The organism is Sphingopyxis sp. SCN 67-31, from assembly GCF_001725095.1.
Window position 1 is genome coordinate 17,898 of record NZ_MEFH01000062.1, and the last position, 16,364, is coordinate 34,261.

At 68.5% G+C, this 16,364-nt stretch carries 16 protein-coding genes and 1 tRNA gene; 9 read left to right on the plus strand and 8 right to left on the minus strand.

What is annotated here, in order from left to right; genetic code table 11:
- Positions 1–54: 54 nt before the first annotated feature.
- Together ABS88_RS12495 and mfd are read left to right on the plus strand one after the other, a co-directional pair.
- Positions 55–315: a succinate dehydrogenase assembly factor 2 gene (locus ABS88_RS12495; protein WP_076076359.1), complete on the plus strand. Its 261-nt coding sequence runs from the start codon at positions 55–57 to the stop codon at positions 313–315.
- Positions 312–3,899: a transcription-repair coupling factor gene (gene mfd / locus ABS88_RS12500; RefSeq protein ID WP_104959791.1), complete on the plus strand. Its 3,588-nt coding sequence runs from the start codon at positions 312–314 to the stop codon at positions 3,897–3,899. The genes ABS88_RS12495 and mfd overlap by 4 nt, the downstream gene beginning before the upstream one ends.
- A 101-nt stretch (positions 3,900–4,000) precedes the next feature.
- Here the strand turns inward: mfd and ABS88_RS12505 are convergent, their stop codons facing one another.
- Positions 4,001–5,197: a GGDEF domain-containing phosphodiesterase gene (locus ABS88_RS12505; RefSeq protein ID WP_076076361.1), complete on the minus strand. Its 1,197-nt coding sequence runs from the start codon at positions 5,195–5,197 to the stop codon at positions 4,001–4,003.
- Between the two features lie 60 nt (positions 5,198–5,257).
- Here ABS88_RS12505 and moaA point away from each other — a divergent pair, with 60 nt between their 5' ends.
- From moaA to ABS88_RS12520, 3 genes are all read left to right on the plus strand, one after another.
- The gene (moaA, locus tag ABS88_RS12510) at positions 5,258–6,265 is read left to right on the plus strand and encodes a GTP 3',8-cyclase MoaA (protein ID WP_286749885.1); all 1,008 of its coding nucleotides are present in this window, start codon (positions 5,258–5,260) and stop codon (positions 6,263–6,265) included.
- A gap of 24 nt (positions 6,266–6,289) precedes the next feature.
- Complete coding sequence (locus tag ABS88_RS12515; RefSeq protein WP_076076367.1) at positions 6,290–7,060, plus strand: NAD kinase; 771 nt, start codon at positions 6,290–6,292, stop codon at positions 7,058–7,060.
- 109 nt (positions 7,061–7,169) lie between these two features.
- A tRNA-Asn gene (locus tag ABS88_RS12520) sits at positions 7,170–7,244 on the plus strand.
- Positions 7,245–7,283: 39 nt separating this feature from the next.
- Here ABS88_RS12520 and ABS88_RS12525 read toward each other — a convergent pair.
- Both ABS88_RS12525 and ABS88_RS12530 read right to left on the minus strand, forming a co-directional pair.
- Positions 7,284–7,568: a hypothetical protein gene (locus ABS88_RS12525; protein ID WP_104959792.1), complete on the minus strand. Its 285-nt coding sequence runs from the start codon at positions 7,566–7,568 to the stop codon at positions 7,284–7,286.
- 4 nt (positions 7,569–7,572) lie between these two features.
- Positions 7,573–8,004, minus strand: a complete 432-nt coding sequence (locus ABS88_RS12530) for a hypothetical protein (protein ID WP_158682257.1) — start codon at positions 8,002–8,004, stop codon at positions 7,573–7,575.
- Positions 8,005–8,006: 2 nt separating this feature from the next.
- On the opposite strand from ABS88_RS12530, the gene ABS88_RS12535 reads away from it, so the two are divergent.
- The 4 genes from ABS88_RS12535 to ABS88_RS12550 are packed head-to-tail and all read left to right on the plus strand — an operon-like array spanning position 8,007 to position 8,872.
- The gene (locus tag ABS88_RS12535; protein ID WP_067105435.1) at positions 8,007–8,213 is read left to right on the plus strand and encodes a cold-shock protein; all 207 of its coding nucleotides are present in this window, start codon (positions 8,007–8,009) and stop codon (positions 8,211–8,213) included.
- Between the two features lie 3 nt (positions 8,214–8,216).
- Positions 8,217–8,474, plus strand: a complete 258-nt coding sequence (gene infA / locus ABS88_RS12540) for a translation initiation factor IF-1 (protein WP_067105436.1) — start codon at positions 8,217–8,219, stop codon at positions 8,472–8,474.
- Between the two features lie 25 nt (positions 8,475–8,499).
- A complete protein-coding gene (locus ABS88_RS12545; RefSeq protein ID WP_156482933.1) occupies positions 8,500–8,640 on the plus strand; it encodes a hypothetical protein in 141 nt (46 codons plus the stop codon).
- Positions 8,641–8,662: 22 nt separating this feature from the next.
- The gene (locus ABS88_RS12550; RefSeq protein ID WP_076078051.1) at positions 8,663–8,872 is read left to right on the plus strand and encodes a hypothetical protein; all 210 of its coding nucleotides are present in this window, start codon (positions 8,663–8,665) and stop codon (positions 8,870–8,872) included.
- A gap of 45 nt (positions 8,873–8,917) precedes the next feature.
- Here the strand turns inward: ABS88_RS12550 and ABS88_RS12555 are convergent, their stop codons facing one another.
- Genes ABS88_RS12555 through ABS88_RS12575 form a run of 5 tightly spaced genes read right to left on the minus strand, consistent with a single transcriptional unit; the run spans position 8,918 to position 16,359 of the window.
- Entirely contained in the window at positions 8,918–10,384 is a 1,467-nt protein-coding gene (locus ABS88_RS12555) for an NAD-dependent succinate-semialdehyde dehydrogenase (RefSeq protein WP_076076377.1), read from the minus strand.
- Positions 10,381–11,661 (minus strand): 4-aminobutyrate--2-oxoglutarate transaminase, encoded by a 1,281-nt coding sequence (gene gabT / locus ABS88_RS12560; protein WP_104959793.1) that lies wholly within the window; start codon positions 11,659–11,661, stop codon positions 10,381–10,383. The genes ABS88_RS12555 and gabT overlap by 4 nt, the downstream gene beginning before the upstream one ends.
- A gap of 23 nt (positions 11,662–11,684) precedes the next feature.
- Entirely contained in the window at positions 11,685–12,860 is a 1,176-nt protein-coding gene (locus ABS88_RS12565; protein WP_076076382.1) for an MFS transporter, read from the minus strand.
- A complete protein-coding gene (locus tag ABS88_RS12570; protein WP_286749886.1) occupies positions 12,851–14,959 on the minus strand; it encodes a serine hydrolase in 2,109 nt (702 codons plus the stop codon). The genes ABS88_RS12565 and ABS88_RS12570 overlap by 10 nt, the downstream gene beginning before the upstream one ends.
- Positions 14,956–16,359 carry a tetratricopeptide repeat-containing sulfotransferase family protein gene (locus ABS88_RS12575; protein ID WP_083675134.1) on the minus strand — a complete coding sequence of 468 codons (1,404 nt, stop codon included), beginning with the start codon at positions 16,357–16,359 and terminating at the stop codon, positions 14,956–14,958. Before ABS88_RS12575 ends, ABS88_RS12570 begins: the two co-directional genes overlap by 4 nt.
- Between the last annotated feature and the right edge of the window lie 5 nt (positions 16,360–16,364).

The following is a 16,364-nucleotide window of genomic DNA, read 5'->3' on the forward strand; positions in this document are numbered from 1 at the left end:
AGCGGATACGATGCCCGTTTCCGCTTCATCGCTCGCGCGATTAAAAGGCCCGCCATGCAAGACCGCCTGAAACGCCTGAGATTCCGCGCCTGGCACCGCGGCACGCGCGAGGCCGACTATATGATCGGCGGCTTCTTCGACCGCTATTCGCCCGGCTGGGCCGAGGCGGAGGTCGAATGGTTCGAGGCCGTCGTCGAAGAGGACGACGTCGATATCATGGCGTGGGCGCTGGGGACCGGGCATCCGCCCGCGCACCTCGACCGTCCCGAATGGATCGCCGCGATGCGCCGGCTGGATTATATCCCGCTGCCATGACCCGGACCGCCGCCGACATCTTCGCCGCCATCGGGTCGGCGTCGGCGCCCCTGACGCTGGCGCGCGCCGCCGACGGATTCCTGCCGCTGCTGCTCGCCGATCTGGCGCGGGCGAGCGACAAGAGGCTGCTGTATGTCGCGACCGACGATGCGGCGATGCAGGCGATCGCCGACGCCGCACCCTTCTTCGCGCCCGACCTGGTCGTCCACCGCTTTCCGGCGTGGGACTGCCTGCCTTATGACCGCGCCGGGCCGTCGATGCGGGTCAGCGCCGACCGGCTGGCGACGCTGTCGGCGTTGCAGGCGCCCCCTAGGCGCGGCGAGCTGATCCTGACCACCGTCGCCGCGATCACCCAGCGCACGCTGACCCCGTTTCGCATCCGCCAGCTCGCGACGACACTCGCGGCCGGACAGCGGATCGATCGCGACGCGCTCGCCGAATTGCTGGTCGCCAGCGGCTTCAACCGCGTCGATACCGTCACCGACCAGGGCGAGTTCGCGGTGCGCGGCGGCATCGTCGACCTGTTCCCCGCGGGCGAGGACGCCGGATTGCGCGTCGATTTCTTCGGCGATGAGATCGAGAGCATCCGTCGCTTCGACCCCGCCGACCAGCGCAGCCTGGGCCCCGCCAAGGCGCTGCAACTGCTCCCGGCCGCTGAAACCCTGCTCGATGAGGCGACGATCAAGCGCTTCCGCACCCGCTATCGCGAGATGTTCGGGGCGCAGGCGACCGGCGACCCGCTCTATCAGGCGGTGAGCGAGGGGCGGCGGCAGGCGGGAATGGACCATTGGCTGCCGCTGTTCGAGGAGCGGCTGGCGACCTTGTTCGACCATATCGACCCGGCGACCCCGGTGCTGCGCGGCCACCGCACCGACGCGACCGCCGAGACGCGCTTCGACGCGATCCGCGACTATCATGCCAACCGCGTCGCCGCCGAGCAGGAGCAGGCGGGCAGCTATCGCCCGCTCGCGCCCGAAGCGCTCTACCTGACCGAGGCCGAGTGGAGCGAGGCGGAGACGGCGCGCCCTATCCATGTCGTCACCCCGTTCGACGTTCCCGAGGCGCCGACGGTTCTCGACCTCGAAAGCTTCGCGGCGCGCGATTTCACGCCCGAGCGCACCGCCGACCTCAATGTCTACGACAAGGTGGCCGACCATCTGTCCGACGAACGGCGCAGAGGGCGGCGGACGATTATCGCCAGCTATTCGGCAGGCGCGCGGGATCGGCTGGCGGGGCTGCTCAAAGAGCATGGCGTCAGCGGGCTGGCGCAGGTCGATACGTGGCAGGAAGCGCTGGGTTCAACGTCCGTTCGTGTCGAGCGAAGTCGAGACACCCCGCGGGATAGCGCCACGCCGAGGGGCGTCTCGACTTCGCCCGACGCGAACGGGTTGGGAGCGAATAATCCGGGGACAGACACCGTCGCCCTGATCGTCCTCCCCCTCGACCACGGCTTCGCGACCGACGCGATCAGCCTGCTGACCGAACAGGACATCCTCGGCGAACGGCTGGTCCGGCGGCAGAAGCGGCGCAAGAGCGCCGACGCCTTCCTCGCCGAACTGGCGACGCTCAGTGTCGGCGATCTCGTCGTCCACCTCGACCATGGTATCGGCCGCTACGAGGGGCTGACCTCGATCCCGGTCGGCGACAGCCCGCACGACTGCGTCGCACTCACTTACGCCGGCGGCGACAAGCTTTACGTGCCGGTCGAGAATCTCGACGTGCTGTCGCGCTACGGCGGCGAGAGCGAGGGGGTCGCGCTCGACAGGCTGGGCGGCGAGGCGTGGCAGCGGCGCAAGGCGCGGATGAAGGAGCGCATCCGCGAGATCGCGGGCGAACTGCTTGCCACCGCGGCGCAGCGCGCGCTGCGCGCCGGCGAAATGCTGGCGCAGGATGCCGCCTATCCCGCCTTCGCCGACCGCTTCCCCTATCAGGAAACCGACGACCAGGACCGCGCGATCGGCGACGTGCTCGCCGACATGGCATCGGGGCGGCCGATGGACCGGCTGGTGTGCGGCGACGTCGGCTTCGGCAAGACCGAAGTGGCGCTGCGCGCCGCCTTCGTCGCGGCGATGGCGGGGGTGCAGGTCGCGGTCGTCTGTCCCACCACGCTGCTCGCGCGGCAGCACTACAGCAATTTCGTCGAGCGCTTCAAAGGCTTCCCGATCAACATCGGGCGGCTGTCGCGGCTGGTTCCGGCGGCCGAGGCTGCGAAGACGCGCGACGGGCTGGCGAGCGGGCAGATCGACATCGTGGTCGGCACGCACGCGGTCTTTGCGAAAGCGGTCGAGTTCCAGCGCCTCGGCCTCGTCGTCGTCGACGAGGAACAGCGCTTCGGCGTCGTCCACAAGGAGCGGCTGAAGCAGTTGAAGACCGACGTCCATGTGCTGACGCTGACCGCGACGCCGATCCCGCGCACGCTGCAGATGGCGATGTCGGGGCTGCGCGAACTGAGCGTCATCCAGACGCCGCCGGTCGATCGTCTCGCCGTGCGGACCTATGTCGCGCCGTGGGACCCGGTGGTGATCCGCGAGGCGCTGCTGCGCGAGCACGACCGCGGCGGGCAGAGCTTCTTCGTCACCCCGCGCATCAAGGACCTTCCCGACATCGAGGAATTCCTGCGCACGCGGGTGCCCGAGGTCAAATATGTCGTCGCGCACGGCCAGATGGCGCCCGGAGAGGTCGAGGAGCGGATGAGCGCCTTCTATGACCGCAAATATGACGTGCTCGTCTCGACCACCATCGTCGAGAGCGGGCTCGACATTCCGAGCGCCAACACGCTAGTCGTCCACCGCGCCGACCGCTTCGGCCTCGCGCAGCTCTATCAGCTTCGCGGGCGGGTCGGGCGGTCGAAGACGCGCGCCTATGCCTATCTGACGACGCCCGAGCATGGCGCGATCACCGACACCGCCGAAAAGCGGCTCAAGCTGCTCGGTGACCTCGACACGCTGGGCGCGGGCTTTCAGCTCGCGAGCCACGATCTCGACATCCGCGGCGCGGGCAATCTGGTCGGCGATGAGCAGTCGGGACATATCCGCGAGGTCGGCTTCGAACTTTATCAGTCGATGCTGGAGGAGGCGATCCTCGTCGCCAAGGCGGAGGGCGCCGGCGTCGCGCCGCCGCGCGAGGCGCTGTCGCCAGTCATCACCATCGACGCGCCGATTCTGATTCCCGAGGATTATGTCCCCGACCTGCCGCTGCGCATGGCGCTCTACCGCCGCCTCAACGAAGCCGGGGACCGCGCGGCACTCGACGCGTTCGCGGCCGAGATGATCGACCGCTTCGGCCCGCTGCCGCCCGAAACGGCGAACCTGATCCAGCTGATGGAGATCAAGGCGAACGCCAGGGCGGCGGGCATCGCCAAGCTCGACGTCGGCACCAAGGGCGCGCTGGTCGCCTTCCACGGCGACGAGTTCGCGAATGTGCCGGGCCTGATCGCCTATGTCGAACGGCTGAAGGGCCGCGCGCGCATCCGCCCCGACAACCGCCTGTCGGTCAGCGGCGAATGGGGCAGCGCCGGCGCCCGGCTCAACGGCGCGCTGCAATTGTCGAAAGGTTTGGGAAAGCTGGCGAAGCAGGCGACGTAAAAACCGTCGTCATTGCGAGCGGCGAAGATAGAGTGGCGTATCTGATCTGACCACCGTCCCGTTCGTGGAAACGGGTGGATGTGGATTTAGGGCTCGATGCCCTATTCCATCAACGCCAGCAGTTCGTCGCCCGGGACCGGCCCCGATTTCAGGAAGCCCTGCCACGTCGCCACGCCGATCTCCTTCAGCCGCGCGAGCTGGCTCTCGCTCTCGATCCCCTCGGCAACCACCAACAGGCCGAGCGCGCGGGCAAGGTCGACGATCGCGCGCACGACGATGCGGTCGCGGTCACTGCCGTCGATGGTGCGCGTGAAGCCGGCGTCGATCTTCAGATAGTCGATCGGCAGCCGCGCGAGCAGCGACAGGCTGGAATAGCCGGTGCCGAAATCGTCGATCGCGATCGCGCAGCCGAGCGAGCGGATCTGCGCGAGCTGTGCCGCCGCGCTCGTCGGATCGCTAAGCATCGCCTGTTCGGTGAGTTCGAGCGTCAGCCGGTCGGGATCGACGCGCGCCGCCTTGATCATCGCCGCCAGCCGGTCGGCAAACGCCGGGTCGCCGAGGTCGGCGGCGGTGATGTTGAGCGAGACGCGCAGCTTGCCGAGCGGCTTCGGCCAGCGCGCGACCTCGGCCAGCGCGACGCGGTGCGCATGTTCGGTCAACTCGCACTCGAGCCGCGCCGCGCGCGCCGCGGTGATGAGCGGCCCGGCGCCGAGCAGGCCGAGGTCGGGATGCCGCCAGCGCAGCAGCGCTTCGACCCCGACCATCGCGCCGCTCGCGACGTCATATTGCGGCTGATAGAAGATCGCCACCTCGCCGCGCGACAGCGCGGCCTTGACCATCGCGCCGTCGCGCGCCGACGCCGGCCGCGCGAGCTGCTCGGCCGCCATGCGTAGCTGATCGTCGATCGGCTCGTCGCGCGTGATCAGCGCCGCGGCGATGCGGATCGCCAGCCGCCCGTTGGGGTCGCCGACCATCGGCTCGGCGAGCGCGACGTGAAGGGCCCGTTCCTGCGCATGCAGCGCGCCGAGCGACAGCGGCACCGCCGGTACGATCAGGAAGCGCGGCCCTTCGAGCCGCGCGACCAGCGAGCCATGGCCGAATTCATCGCTGGCGAAGGTGTCGAGCCGCCGCGCCACCTCTTCGAGCAGGGCGTCGCCCGTTTCGGTGCCCGCGCTGTGATTGATTCGCGCCAGCTGGTCGAGCTGGATCAGGATCACGCCCAGGTCGGCGCCGTGCCGCGCATGCAGGTCTTCAAGATGCCGAACGCTTGCCGCGTTCGTGTCGTTCAATCGATTCATGCCGGCCCCCTAGCAGGCTTTGCTTGCCAATCTCTTCCCATTTGCACCACAATAATCACGATGACCGCAAATTCCGCCCCATCTGCCGCGTCGCTGGCCGACGGCCATGGCCGCCGGATCAGCTATCTGCGCCTGTCGGTGACCGACCGCTGCGATCTGCGCTGCCGTTATTGCATGGCGGAGACGATGACCTTCCTTCCGCGCTCGGCGGTGCTGACGATCGAGGAAATGGGCGATCTCGCGGAACGATTCGTCGCGCGCGGCATCCGCCGCATCCGCCTGACCGGCGGCGAACCGCTGGTGCGGCGCGGCATCGACATGCTCGCTGGGCGGCTCGGCGCACTGGTCGGCGACGGCCTCGACGAACTGACCCTCACCACCAACGGCATACGGCTCGCCGAACATGCGGCGATGCTCGCGGCGGCGGGCGTGCGCCGCGTCAACGTCAGCCTCGACACGCTCGATGCGGCGGCCTTTCGCCATATCACCCGCGTCGGCGACCTCGCCGTCGCGCTGCGCGGCATCGCGGCGGCGCGCGCGGCGGGACTGTCGGTCAAGATCAACATGGTCGCGCTCGCCGGGCTCAACGAGGACCAGCTCCTCCCGATGCTCGATTTCTGCGCCGCGAACGGCTGCGACCTGACGCTGATCGAAACGATGCCGCTCGGCGAGGTCGAGGCGGACCGCAGCGCCCATTTCATTCCGCTCCACCGCTTCGTCGCGCCGCTGCGCGCCGAGCGCGCGATCTGGCCGGTCGACAAACGCACTGGCGGCCCGGCGCGCTATTTCGCGGTCGAGGACAGCCCGGTGACGCTCGGCCTGATCACGCCGCTGAGCGACAATTTCTGTGCGACCTGCAACCGCATCCGCCTGACCGTCGAAGGGCGCATCTACATGTGCCTGGGACGCGACGACCATGTCGACCTGCGCGCGGCGCTGCGCGACGGCGGGGACGTCGATGGGTTGATCGACACGGCATTGGCTGGCAAACCGCGCGCGCACGATTTTCGTATCGAACGGAAATCGGCGCCGGCGGTCGCGCGTCACATGAGTGCAACGGGCGGCTGACGCGGCGCCCTTCTGGGGGTAGTTATGCAACGCAAGATCGCGCTCGTCGCGTCGAATGCGCCCGCGGGACAGGAGGCCGAGGCCGAACTGCGTCCGCTCTACGACTTCGTCGATCTCGCCGAGGCCGACCTGCTGATCGCGCTCGGCGGCGACGGCTTCCTGCTCCACATGCTGCACCAGCTTCTCGACCAGCGGCGTAGCCTGCCCGTCTTCGGAATGAACCGCGGGACGATCGGCTTCCTGATGAACGAGTTCCGCGTCGAAGGCCTGCTCGAACGCATCGCCGCCGCGCGCCCCTTCCTGATCCACCCCCTGTCGGGCGACATCACGACGATCAGCGGCGAACGGCATATCCTGCCCGCGATTAACGAAATTTCGCTGCTGCGCGAAACGCGCCAGGCGGCGAAGCTGGAGGTAGTGATCAACGAGCGCACGATGCTGGAGGAACTGGCGTGCGACGGCGTCCTCGTCGCGACCCCCGCGGGTTCGACCGCCTATAATCTGTCCGCCAACGGACCGATCCTGCCGCTCGAATCGGAAATGCTCGCGCTGACCCCGATCAGCCCCTTCCGCCCGCGGCGTTGGCGCGGCGCATTATTGCCCGAATCGGCAAGCATCCGCTTCAATGTCCGCGAAGCAGCCAAACGCCCGGTCAGCGCCGTCGCCGACCAGCGCGAGATCCGCGACGTGAAGACCGTCCTCGTCACCACCGACCGCAGCCGGCCGCTGACGCTGCTGTTCGATCCCGATCAGGGGCTCGACGAGCGGATCGCGATGGAACAATTCATCGTTTGAGGCACGCTGGCTCCAGCGCAGGGCCAGCGGTACAAAATATACCGAATCCCCCTTGCAAAATGGCGCGGGCAACGGCAAAGGGGCCGCCTTGCCCGCCTTGGCGGGCTGCTCCTCGGTAGCTCAGCGGTAGAGCAATCGACTGTTAATCGATTGGTCGCAGGTTCGAATCCTGCCCGGGGAGCCATCTTCTTTCCACGATGGCAGCGACAGGCTTCGGGGCATTTCAGCCGTCCGAAATGGTCTCATCCTCAATCGCCGCGGTAATCATCCGATCCCATATGGCGGCGTCGCCGGCGGCGACCATGCGCCCGCTCGGTTCGCGAAGCGTGCGGAGCACTGCAAGCGCGGCATCGGTGTATTCGGGCCAGCTTTCGTCGACCGCCGCTCCGGCCGACGACATGTCCCCTTCGGCATTGCGGCTGAGCGCATGGCCCGCGAGCACGCGCGCGATCCGTTCGACAGGGGCGGTTTCGGCTGCATCGAGCAACGCGTCGCGGCGGTCGGTCATGATGTCATCTCCTGTCGCGGATCATCCTGTCGCGCACCAGCTTTGCTGGCGAGCCTGTTCCAGACGAACGCACGGCAAAGACGGCAGTTGCCGCGTCCGGGTTTGCCGATCCTTCGCACGCCGACGAAGCGATACGGGCCGGAAACCGGATGTCGGCCTGAATCGATGAAATCGCGATTCTCAAACGCATCGTCATATGAAAAAATCCGGACGAATCCGGCGATCGGACATTAGAAAAGAAAGCGAATTCCGAGCGTCGATCCTGCGGGGATTTTCCGCGAAACTTGACTTTTTCTCCCCATCTACCCATATTGTTCGCGCTAACGTCGCCTGCGACGGAAAATTTACGCCCCAGGCGCTGAACTTCCCTTCTCACGCTACCAGCTCCGCCGGTGCTTTTGCCGGTGGGTATCTTGTTTTCGTGAAAGGAAAACACCCATGCCGATCGGCACCGTCAAATTCTTCAACACCGACAAGGGTTACGGCTTCATTTCGAATGAAGACGGCTCGGGCGACAGCTTCGTCCATATCACCGCCGTCGAGCGCGCCGGAATGGCGACCCTGAACAAGGACCAGCGCCTTTCCTACGAACTGGAAACCGGCCGCAACGGCAAGGTATCGGCCATCAACCTTCAGCAGGCCTGATCCTTGGCGAAAGAAGAGCTTCTGACCTTCGAAGGCGTGATCGACGAAATCCTGCCCGACGGCCGTTTCGGCGTCGTGCTCGAAAATGATCACCGCCTTATCGCCTATACCGCTGGCCGGATGCGACGCTTTCGCATCCGGTCGGTGGTCGGCGACTCGGTCCGCGTCGAAATGACGCCCTACGACCTGACCAAGGGCCGCATCGTCTATCGCGAGCGCGGCCCCGGCGGTCCCGGCGGCGGCGCGCGCAAGCGCCGCTGACTTACAGAATAAACAAGAGTAAAGAATGATTTATAACAATATTTTCCCGCGCCTCGCGGGTCTGTCCCTCGCCGGCAAGGCGATCGCACCGCGTCCGGCCCCGCGCCGTTCGCCGACGCTGTCGCGCCGCGAGTTGCGGCGACTGATCGCCGACATGGTTGATTGACACACGAACAAGGGAGCAGATGATGTCCGCAACGATCGATTTCTACCTGACACAGGCCGAGAAATGCGATGTCGATGCGGCCGGCACCAAGCTGGTGCAGGTTCGCGACCGCAGCCTGCGCGCAGCCGCCGCCTGGCGCGCGATGGCGGACAAGCTGATCCGCGCCGAAACGGCGCGTGTGGAAAAGGAACGGCAGATCGAAGCCGCGCGCAACGCCGCCAAGGTCGACTGAGCGCGAACCGCCGTTCCGTTTACCGGAACCGATCGTCCCCCAGGGTCAGACCGGATTCAGGCCCATGCAGACATATTTGATCTCGAGATAATCGTCGATCCCATAGCGTGACCCCTCGCGCCCGACGCCCGATTCCTTGATCCCGCCGAACGGCGCGACCTCGGTGGAGATCAGACCGGTGTTGACCCCGACGATCCCATATTCGAGCGCCTCCGCAACGCGCCAGACGCGCGCGAGGTCGCGCGCATAGAAATAGGCGGCAAGGCCGAAGCGCGTGTCGTTTGCCTGCGCGACGACGTCAGCCTCGTCCTCGAAACGGAAAACCGGCGCCAGCGGGCCGAAGGTTTCCTCCTGCGCCACCGCCATCGCCGCCGTGACCTCGACAAGCAGCGTCGGTTCGAAAAAGGTGCCGCCGAGCGCCGAGCGCGCGCCGCCGCAGACGACCCGGGCTCCCTTTGCAGTCGCGTCGGCGATATGCCGTTCGACCTTTTCGACCGCCGCTTCCTCGATCAGCGGGCCGACCTCGATCCCCGGCACCGCGCCATCGCCGACCTTCAGCGCCCGCACCGCGTCGGCGAGGCGCGCGACGAATGCGTCATGGATGCCCGCCTGCACATAGAGACGGTTGGCGCAGACGCAGGTCTGCCCGGCGTTGCGGTATTTGGAGGCGATCGCGCCCTTCACCGCTTCGTCCACATCGGCGTCGTCGAAGACGATGAAAGGGGCGTTGCCGCCGAGTTCGAGACCAAGCTTCTTCACCGTGTCGGCTGACTGGCGATAAAGCAGCTTGCCGATCTCGGTCGAGCCGGTGAAGGAGAGCTTGCGGACCAGCGGGTTGCCGGTCATCTCTTCGCCGACACCGCGCGCATCGCTGGTCGGGACGATCGACAGCAGGCCGGTGGGCAGCCCGGCTTCCTCCGCCAGCACCGCGAGCGCGAGCGCCGACAGCGGCGTCTGCGCCGCCGGCTTGACGACGATGCCGCAGCCCGCGGCGAGCGCCGGACCGACCTTGCGGGTGATCATCGCGGCGGGGAAGTTCCACGGCGTGATCGCCGCGACGACGCCGACCGGTTGCTTGAGCACGAGGATGCGCTGGCCGTTCTGGGTCGCGGGGATAACATCGCCATAGACACGCTTCGCTTCCTCCGCGAACCATTCGATGAAGGAGGCCGCATAGGCGATCTCGCCCCGGCTTTCGGCGAGCGGCTTGCCCTGTTCGGCGGTCATCAGCCGCGCGAGATCCTCCTGATTCGCCATGATCAGATCGAACCAGCGGCGCAGGATCGCGGCGCGCGCCTTGGCCGGCATCGCCGCCCAGGCGGGCATCGCCGCCGCCGCCGCATCGATCGCGGTGCGCGTGTCGGCGGCGGTCGTATCGGCGACCTCGGCGATCAGCGCCCCGGTCGCGGGGTTGGTGACGGCCAGCCGGCGTTCGCCCGCCACCCAGCGGCCGCCGACGAAAGCCTCGGTCCGCAGCAGGTCGCCGCGCGTCAATGTCCATGCGTTGCTCATAATGCGCTCAAGGCCTCTTCCAATATCGCCATGCCCTCGTCGATCACCGCGTCGGACGCGGTGAGCGGCATCAGCAGGCGGATGGTTTCGCCATGGATACCGCAGCTCAGCAGTACAAGCCCCCGCTCCAGGGCGCGCGCCGTCACGCGCTTCGCCGCCGCGCCGTCGGGTTCGTCGCCGCCGCGCGCCGCGAGCAGGTCGAAGGCGACCATCGCGCCGGGGCCGCGGACATGGCCGATGGGCAGAAGGTCGTTGCGCGCCGCGAAGGCCGCCAGAGTCGTCCGCAACCGGTCGCCGATGGCGTTCGCCCGCGCGATCAGCCCTTCCTCCTCGATCACGTCGAGCACCGCGAGCGCCGCCGCGCAGGCGACGGGCGACCCCGCATAGGTGCCGCCGAGCCCGCCGGGCTGCGCCGCGTCCATGATGTCGGCGCGGCCGATCACGCCCGACAGTGGGAAGCCGCCGGCGAGCGACTTGGCGACGGTCATCAGGTCGGGCTCGACCCCACCATGCTCGATCCCGAACATCCGCCCGGTGCGCGCGAAGCCGGTCTGCACCTCGTCGGCGATCAGCAGGATGCCATGCTCGTCGCAGATACGGCGCAGCGCCTGAAGCAATTCGGGCGGTGCCATGTGGAAGCCGCCCTCGCCCTGCACCGGCTCGACGATGATCGCGGCGACGCGCGACGGCTCGATGTCGGCGGCGAACAGCAGCGACAGCGCGCGCAGGCTATCCTCGACGCCGACACCGTAGTGCGCGATCGGAAACGGCAGGTGGAACACCTCGCCCGGCAGCGGGCCGAAGCTGCGCTTGTAGGGCAGCACCTTGCCCGTCATCGCCATGGTGAGCAGCGTGCGGCCGTGGAAGCCCCCGCCGAAGGCGATCACGCCCGGCCGCCCGGTCGCGGCGCGCGCGATCTTCACCGCATTCTCGACCGCTTCGGCCCCGGTCGTGAACAGGATCGTCTTGGCGGGCCCCGCGATGGGCGCCAGGGCGTTCAGCCGCTCGCACAGCGCGACATAGGGTTCATAGGCGACGACCTGAAAGGCGGTGTGAGTATAAAGGTCGAGCTGGTCGCGCACCGCCGCGATCACGCGCGGATGGCAATGGCCGACGTTGAGCACCGCGATGCCGCCGGCAAAGTCGATGTAGCGCGCGCCGTCGGCATCCCACAGCTCGGCATTTTCGGCACGCTCCGCGAACAGCGGCGTCGCGGTGGCGACCCCCTGCGGGACGGCGGCGACACGGCGCGACAAAAGAAGGGCATTCTGGCTCATCGTTGGACCTCGTTGGTTTGGGATCAATCTTGGGAAGGGGCGGCGCGGTCGAGCAGCCGGGCGGGCCAGGCCGCCGCAAGTCCGCTCAGCAGCAACAGCAGCACCGCGGCCCCGATCGTCAGCGGATAGCCGCCGCGATCGAGCAGCAGGCCGGTCAGCAGCGGCCCGCTCGCCAGGCCGAGCTTCGAACAGAAGCCGCCGAGCGCGGCGGTCCGCCCGACCTTGTCGAAAGCGGCGGCAAGGCCGAGCAGATAGGGGATGGTGAAGGCCCACACGATCGCCGAGCCGATGTTGGCGGCGACATAGACGACGGCGAGATCGGAGCGCCAGAAGGCGGCGGTGAACAGCAAGGTCACCGCGATCGAGCCGAGGATCGGCTTCGCCCGCCCGAAGCGCGCGCCCATCGCAACAACGAGGATCGACCCCAGCGCGCCGAGCCAGTTGGCGGCGGCAAGCGTCGGCCCGATGAAATCCTGCGACAGGCCCGCGTTGCGCCCCAGCCCAATGATGAAGGCGGCGAGACCCATATTGCCCGCCTGGAACAGAAAGATGGCGGCGAGCGTCGCGGCGAGCGGGCGCCGTGCGATCGGCGCGGGCGCGGCGGTCACGCCGCTCTCCGTCGCAACGGGATAGGCGGGCAGGAAGGGCAGCATAGCCAGCGTCGCGAGGCTGAAGGCGGCGAGTGCGAGGAACAGGATCGCGGTGCCATAATGCGGAACCAGCGACGGCAATGCCCACAGGCCGATGCCGCCAATCCCGAACTGCACGACAAGCAGCATCCCGAACACACGGTCGGGCGAACGGGTGCGCGCGATCACCGCGAAGGCGACCCCGACGAGCAGCCCGCCGACGATCCCATGACAGGCGCGCAAGGCTGTGAGCCACGGCACCGACACGACGCGGGTCGAGACGAGGTCGATGGCGATCAGGCCGAGCAGCGCCGCCGTTGCGGCAACACGCCACGGGATGCGCCGGATCAGGAACACCGCCGCCAGCGCCCCGACCGCAGCCCCATAGACATTGGCCGATGCGATCAGCCCCGCGCTCGCGGGCTTGATCCCCAGCCCGTCCGACAGGCCGGTGACGAGCGCCGCCATGATGTTGACGTAGAAAAGCCCGGCGGTGGCGAGGAAGGACAGCAGCACAGCGGCGGGCAGGCCGTCGGGCGCCACCTTCGGCAGCGTATCGGTCAGCCGCATGGCGCATCCTTTCCGGCCAGCGCCACGGCGGCGGGACCCCAGTCCCAATGATCGCTGTCGCCGAAGCTGTAGAAGAGCGCGTCACGGCCAGGCAGCATCGCGACCGAAATGCCGCCGAACCCCGACATGGCGGGAACCCAGAGCGGCGCGGCGCAACCTTGCTTCGCGCCCATCTCGCGCGCCCAGAAGCCGGCGCGGTAGCGGAAGCCGGGAAAACCCGCCGGAAGCCCGCCGCCCTTCGGCGCGCGCTGCATCGCCGCGTCGAGCAGGCGCCGATCGAGCAGCCCGCCCGCCCCCTGCATCAGCCAGCGCGACAGCCGCGCGATGTCGTCGGGCTGATAGGTCAGCCCCCAGCCGACGAAGGGCTGCGCCGCCGCATCCTCGGTCCGCCGCGTCGTCGACAGCGTCGGGCTGAGCTCGAGGTCATCCCACAGCGGCCGGACGAGATCGTCGTAGAGATCGGCCTGCGCGCCGCGCTTCTCGCGCAGGATCGCGGCCATCGCGGTACCGAGCAGATAGGTGTCCGAGGTATGATAGACCCATTTGCCGCCCGGCGGCGCCTTGCGCGGATAATGGGTACAGGCGAAGGCGATCTTCGCCGCATGGTCGGCGGGCTCGAAGAAACCGGCGATCGACGGGTCGTCTTCGTCGACCATATAGGCGGCCGAGCGATAACGGCCGGTCGTCATGTCGAGCGCCTGCTCGAGCGTCACGCCCGCCCAGCCGCGCGCGCAGGCGGGGACATAGGCGGCGATACTCGCCCCGGCGCTACCCGGATAGAGTTTTTCGAGCCGCATCAGCGCCACGCCGCCGAACAGCGACTTGGCGGTCGAATAGGACGGCAGGTCGATGACCTCGCACGCCGGATAGTCGCCATGACGCGTCACGCAGGCGCTGCGGTAATGGATGCCGTCCACCACCGCGCCATAGACGGTCGGCTCCGATCCCGCGGCGGTGGCGAGCGCCAGCGCGTCGGGCAGTGCCTCGACCGGCCGCACCGGAAGCCGCGCCGCGACGACCGCTTCGTGCCGCCGGACGATCGCCTCGGCATCGGCGACCGCGCCCGGCGCAGCGCGCGCCGCGACGAAGCCCCAGGCGTCGAACTTGCGGTAGCGGCAGGTCTCGCTCGCGATCTCAAAGGCGGCCTTGCTCACCGTTCCGTCCGCGCCGAACAGGAAGGTCAGCATCCCGTTGTGCGTGCAGTTGGCATTGCGCTCCTGCAATGCAAAGGGCAGCGCGGCGCGGGCCAGCCCGCCGTCACCGGGCTCGGACCAGACGCGGCCGGGCTCGACGATCCAGTTCCAGTCAGGATGGTTCGAGGCGATCAGTCCGCGCTGCGCGGGGATCAGCGCATCGCCGTGCTGGACGAGATCGAGGGCAAGGTCGGGCAGCGAGCGGATCGTATCGCCGCGTTCATAGCCCTTTTTCTCGGCGATCAGGCGAAAGCCCGCCATCGCCGCGCCCGTCAGATGCAGGCGGCCGGTAAAATTCGCCTGCGGCGGCGCGGCATCGGCGGTGGGCGCAAAGGCCGACAGATCAACCAGACGGTCGAACCCCGTGCCTGCGAACAACACGTCGCGGCCCAGCGCCTGCCGCGTGTCGGAGGTTTCGGCCCGGGCAACGCCCGTCACCACCACATCGTCGAACCAGCAGGTCGCGCGCTTCCCCTGCGCCGACAGGCGAAGCAGCAGGCCGCCACCAAGCCCTTCCCCGCCGTCGGCGAGCGCTTGTCCGCCCGGCCACAGCGTCACCGCATCGGCACGCGCCTTGCCGACCGAAAGGATCGGCGTCCATGTCGCGCCATCATCGCGCGAGGCTTCGGCCATGCAGGCGGCGGTGTCGTCGAGCGCGTCGGCGGCGATCTTCGCATTCACATACAGGCGGCGTTTGCCCTCGACCGGCACCGCGACCTGCGCGCTCGCGCCGGCGGTGAGGCGCATCGAGACATTGCCCTCGAAACTCGTCAGCCGCACGTCGCCCGCGCCCGCCGCGCGCCACGGGTCGGCGCTGCCCTGCTGGAAGTCGCTGCGCAGCAGTTCCTCGGCCGCCGCGCTGCCGGGCGCCGCGAGCGCGACGAGGATCAGCGGCCAATATCTCATCGTCCGTAATCCAGCGGAATACCGGCGCCGCGCAATGCGTCGGCGAGGGGCGTGAGCCCGGCCTCATAGCGCCGCCAGAGGCCGACCGAACGGTCGTGGATCGGCGCGCGCACCTGCACCGCGCTCGCGGTCGCGACGGGCGCGGGATTGCGGTGAAAATCGAGGCAGCCATCCTCCCAGTCGAGCCCGCACGCCGCGACGAGACGCCGGCTTTCGCCTTCCTGGTCGGCGATCAGCGCCTCATAGTCGATCTCGATCATCCGGCCGGGCAGCGCGGCCCGCCAATGGTTCATCAGCCGTTCGTGGGCGATGCGATAGGCGGCGAGGTCGCCAAGGTCGTAGCTGAACGGATAGCCCATGCGGAACAGGGTCTTGTACATCGCATAGCAGCCGTCCATCGCTCCGCGCCGGACATGGACGATGCGCGCGTCGGGCAGCGCGAGCGCGATCAGCCCGATATAGAGGCAATTGAGCGGCGTCTTGTCGATCGCGAACGGCGCGTCCGGATCGCGCTCGGCGATGCGCGCGCGATAGGCGCGGCCGAGCGCGGCATGGTCCATCGCGGCGCTGCGGCGAATGAGGTCGGCCTTGCCCTGCGCCGTTCCCGCCCCCTCGACCAGCGCGAGCGCGAAATCCTGAATTTCGCCGAGGCTTGCGACGCGGCTGTGCGACGAGAGGATGCGGTCGACCAGCGTCGTCCCGCTGCGCGGCAGGCCGAGAATGAAGATCGGCCCCGGCTCGGCGGCCGGTGGCGGTGCGCCGCGCAGGCGTTCGGCCGAAAAGGCGTCGGCGATTCCCGCCATCGTCGCGACATCGTCTGCAACGCGATAGGACAGGCGCGCGCGCCGCGCATCGGCGGCCGCCTTCAGAACCGAGAACGCCCGGTCATGGTCGCCAAGGTCCTCGAGTTCCTTCGCCAGCGCATGGCCGAGCGCGATGCGCGCTTCCGCGTCGCGCCCCGCCGCCGCCATCGCGCGATCCAGCGCCGCGACATGGTTGCGCTCCGCCGTCGCGCGGCGCAGCGTCGAGCGGTTGGCCCATGCGTCCCAGTCGCGCGGATCGGCCGCGATCACCCGGTCGAAATGTGCCTCCGCCGCATCGATCCGGCCGATCGCGATCGACGCCGCGGCGAGATCGTAGTGCGCCCGCGCATCGTCCGGCGCCAGTTCGACCGCACGGGCGCAACAGCGCTCGGCCTCGACCGGCCGGTTCATATGACCGTGATATTCGGCAAGACGGCGCAGGTCGCGGGGGTTGTCCCACGCGCGTTCCTCGATGGCGGCGAGGATCGTGCGCGCCTCGCGGTAGCGTCCGCCCAGCGCCGCCTCCCTCGCCCGCGCCAGCCCGGCGTCGAAATCGCCGGGACGAGCGCGGGAAGGAGGAGCGGCGGGCGGCGCCATGAGCG

What these genes read in the sequence shown, in the direction of transcription:
- ABS88_RS12570 (WP_286749886.1), bottom strand. Translation starts at nt 14,959, where the DNA reads ATGAGATATTGGCCGCTGATCCTCGTCGCGCTCGCGGCGCCCGGCAGC.
- ABS88_RS12545 (WP_156482933.1), top strand. Translation starts at nt 8,500, where the DNA reads ATGATTTATAACAATATTTTCCCGCGCCTCGCGGGTCTGTCCCTCGCC.
- ABS88_RS12515 (WP_076076367.1), top strand. Translation starts at nt 6,290, where the DNA reads ATGCAACGCAAGATCGCGCTCGTCGCGTCGAATGCGCCCGCGGGACAG.
- ABS88_RS12550 (WP_076078051.1), top strand. Translation starts at nt 8,663, where the DNA reads ATGTCCGCAACGATCGATTTCTACCTGACACAGGCCGAGAAATGCGAT.
- ABS88_RS12505 (WP_076076361.1), bottom strand. Translation starts at nt 5,197, where the DNA reads ATGAATCGATTGAACGACACGAACGCGGCAAGCGTTCGGCATCTTGAA.
- ABS88_RS12555 (WP_076076377.1), bottom strand. Translation starts at nt 10,384, where the DNA reads ATGAGCAACGCATGGACATTGACGCGCGGCGACCTGCTGCGGACCGAG.
- ABS88_RS12525 (WP_104959792.1), bottom strand. Translation starts at nt 7,568, where the DNA reads ATGACCGACCGCCGCGACGCGTTGCTCGATGCAGCCGAAACCGCCCCT.
- ABS88_RS12565 (WP_076076382.1), bottom strand. Translation starts at nt 12,860, where the DNA reads ATGCGGCTGACCGATACGCTGCCGAAGGTGGCGCCCGACGGCCTGCCC.
- gabT (WP_104959793.1), bottom strand. Translation starts at nt 11,661, where the DNA reads ATGAGCCAGAATGCCCTTCTTTTGTCGCGCCGTGTCGCCGCCGTCCCG.
- ABS88_RS12535 (WP_067105435.1), top strand. Translation starts at nt 8,007, where the DNA reads ATGCCGATCGGCACCGTCAAATTCTTCAACACCGACAAGGGTTACGGC.
- ABS88_RS12495 (WP_076076359.1), top strand. Translation starts at nt 55, where the DNA reads ATGCAAGACCGCCTGAAACGCCTGAGATTCCGCGCCTGGCACCGCGGC.
- ABS88_RS12575 (WP_083675134.1), bottom strand. Translation starts at nt 16,359, where the DNA reads ATGGCGCCGCCCGCCGCTCCTCCTTCCCGCGCTCGTCCCGGCGATTTC.
- moaA (WP_286749885.1), top strand. Translation starts at nt 5,258, where the DNA reads ATGACCGCAAATTCCGCCCCATCTGCCGCGTCGCTGGCCGACGGCCAT.
- mfd (WP_104959791.1), top strand. Translation starts at nt 312, where the DNA reads ATGACCCGGACCGCCGCCGACATCTTCGCCGCCATCGGGTCGGCGTCG.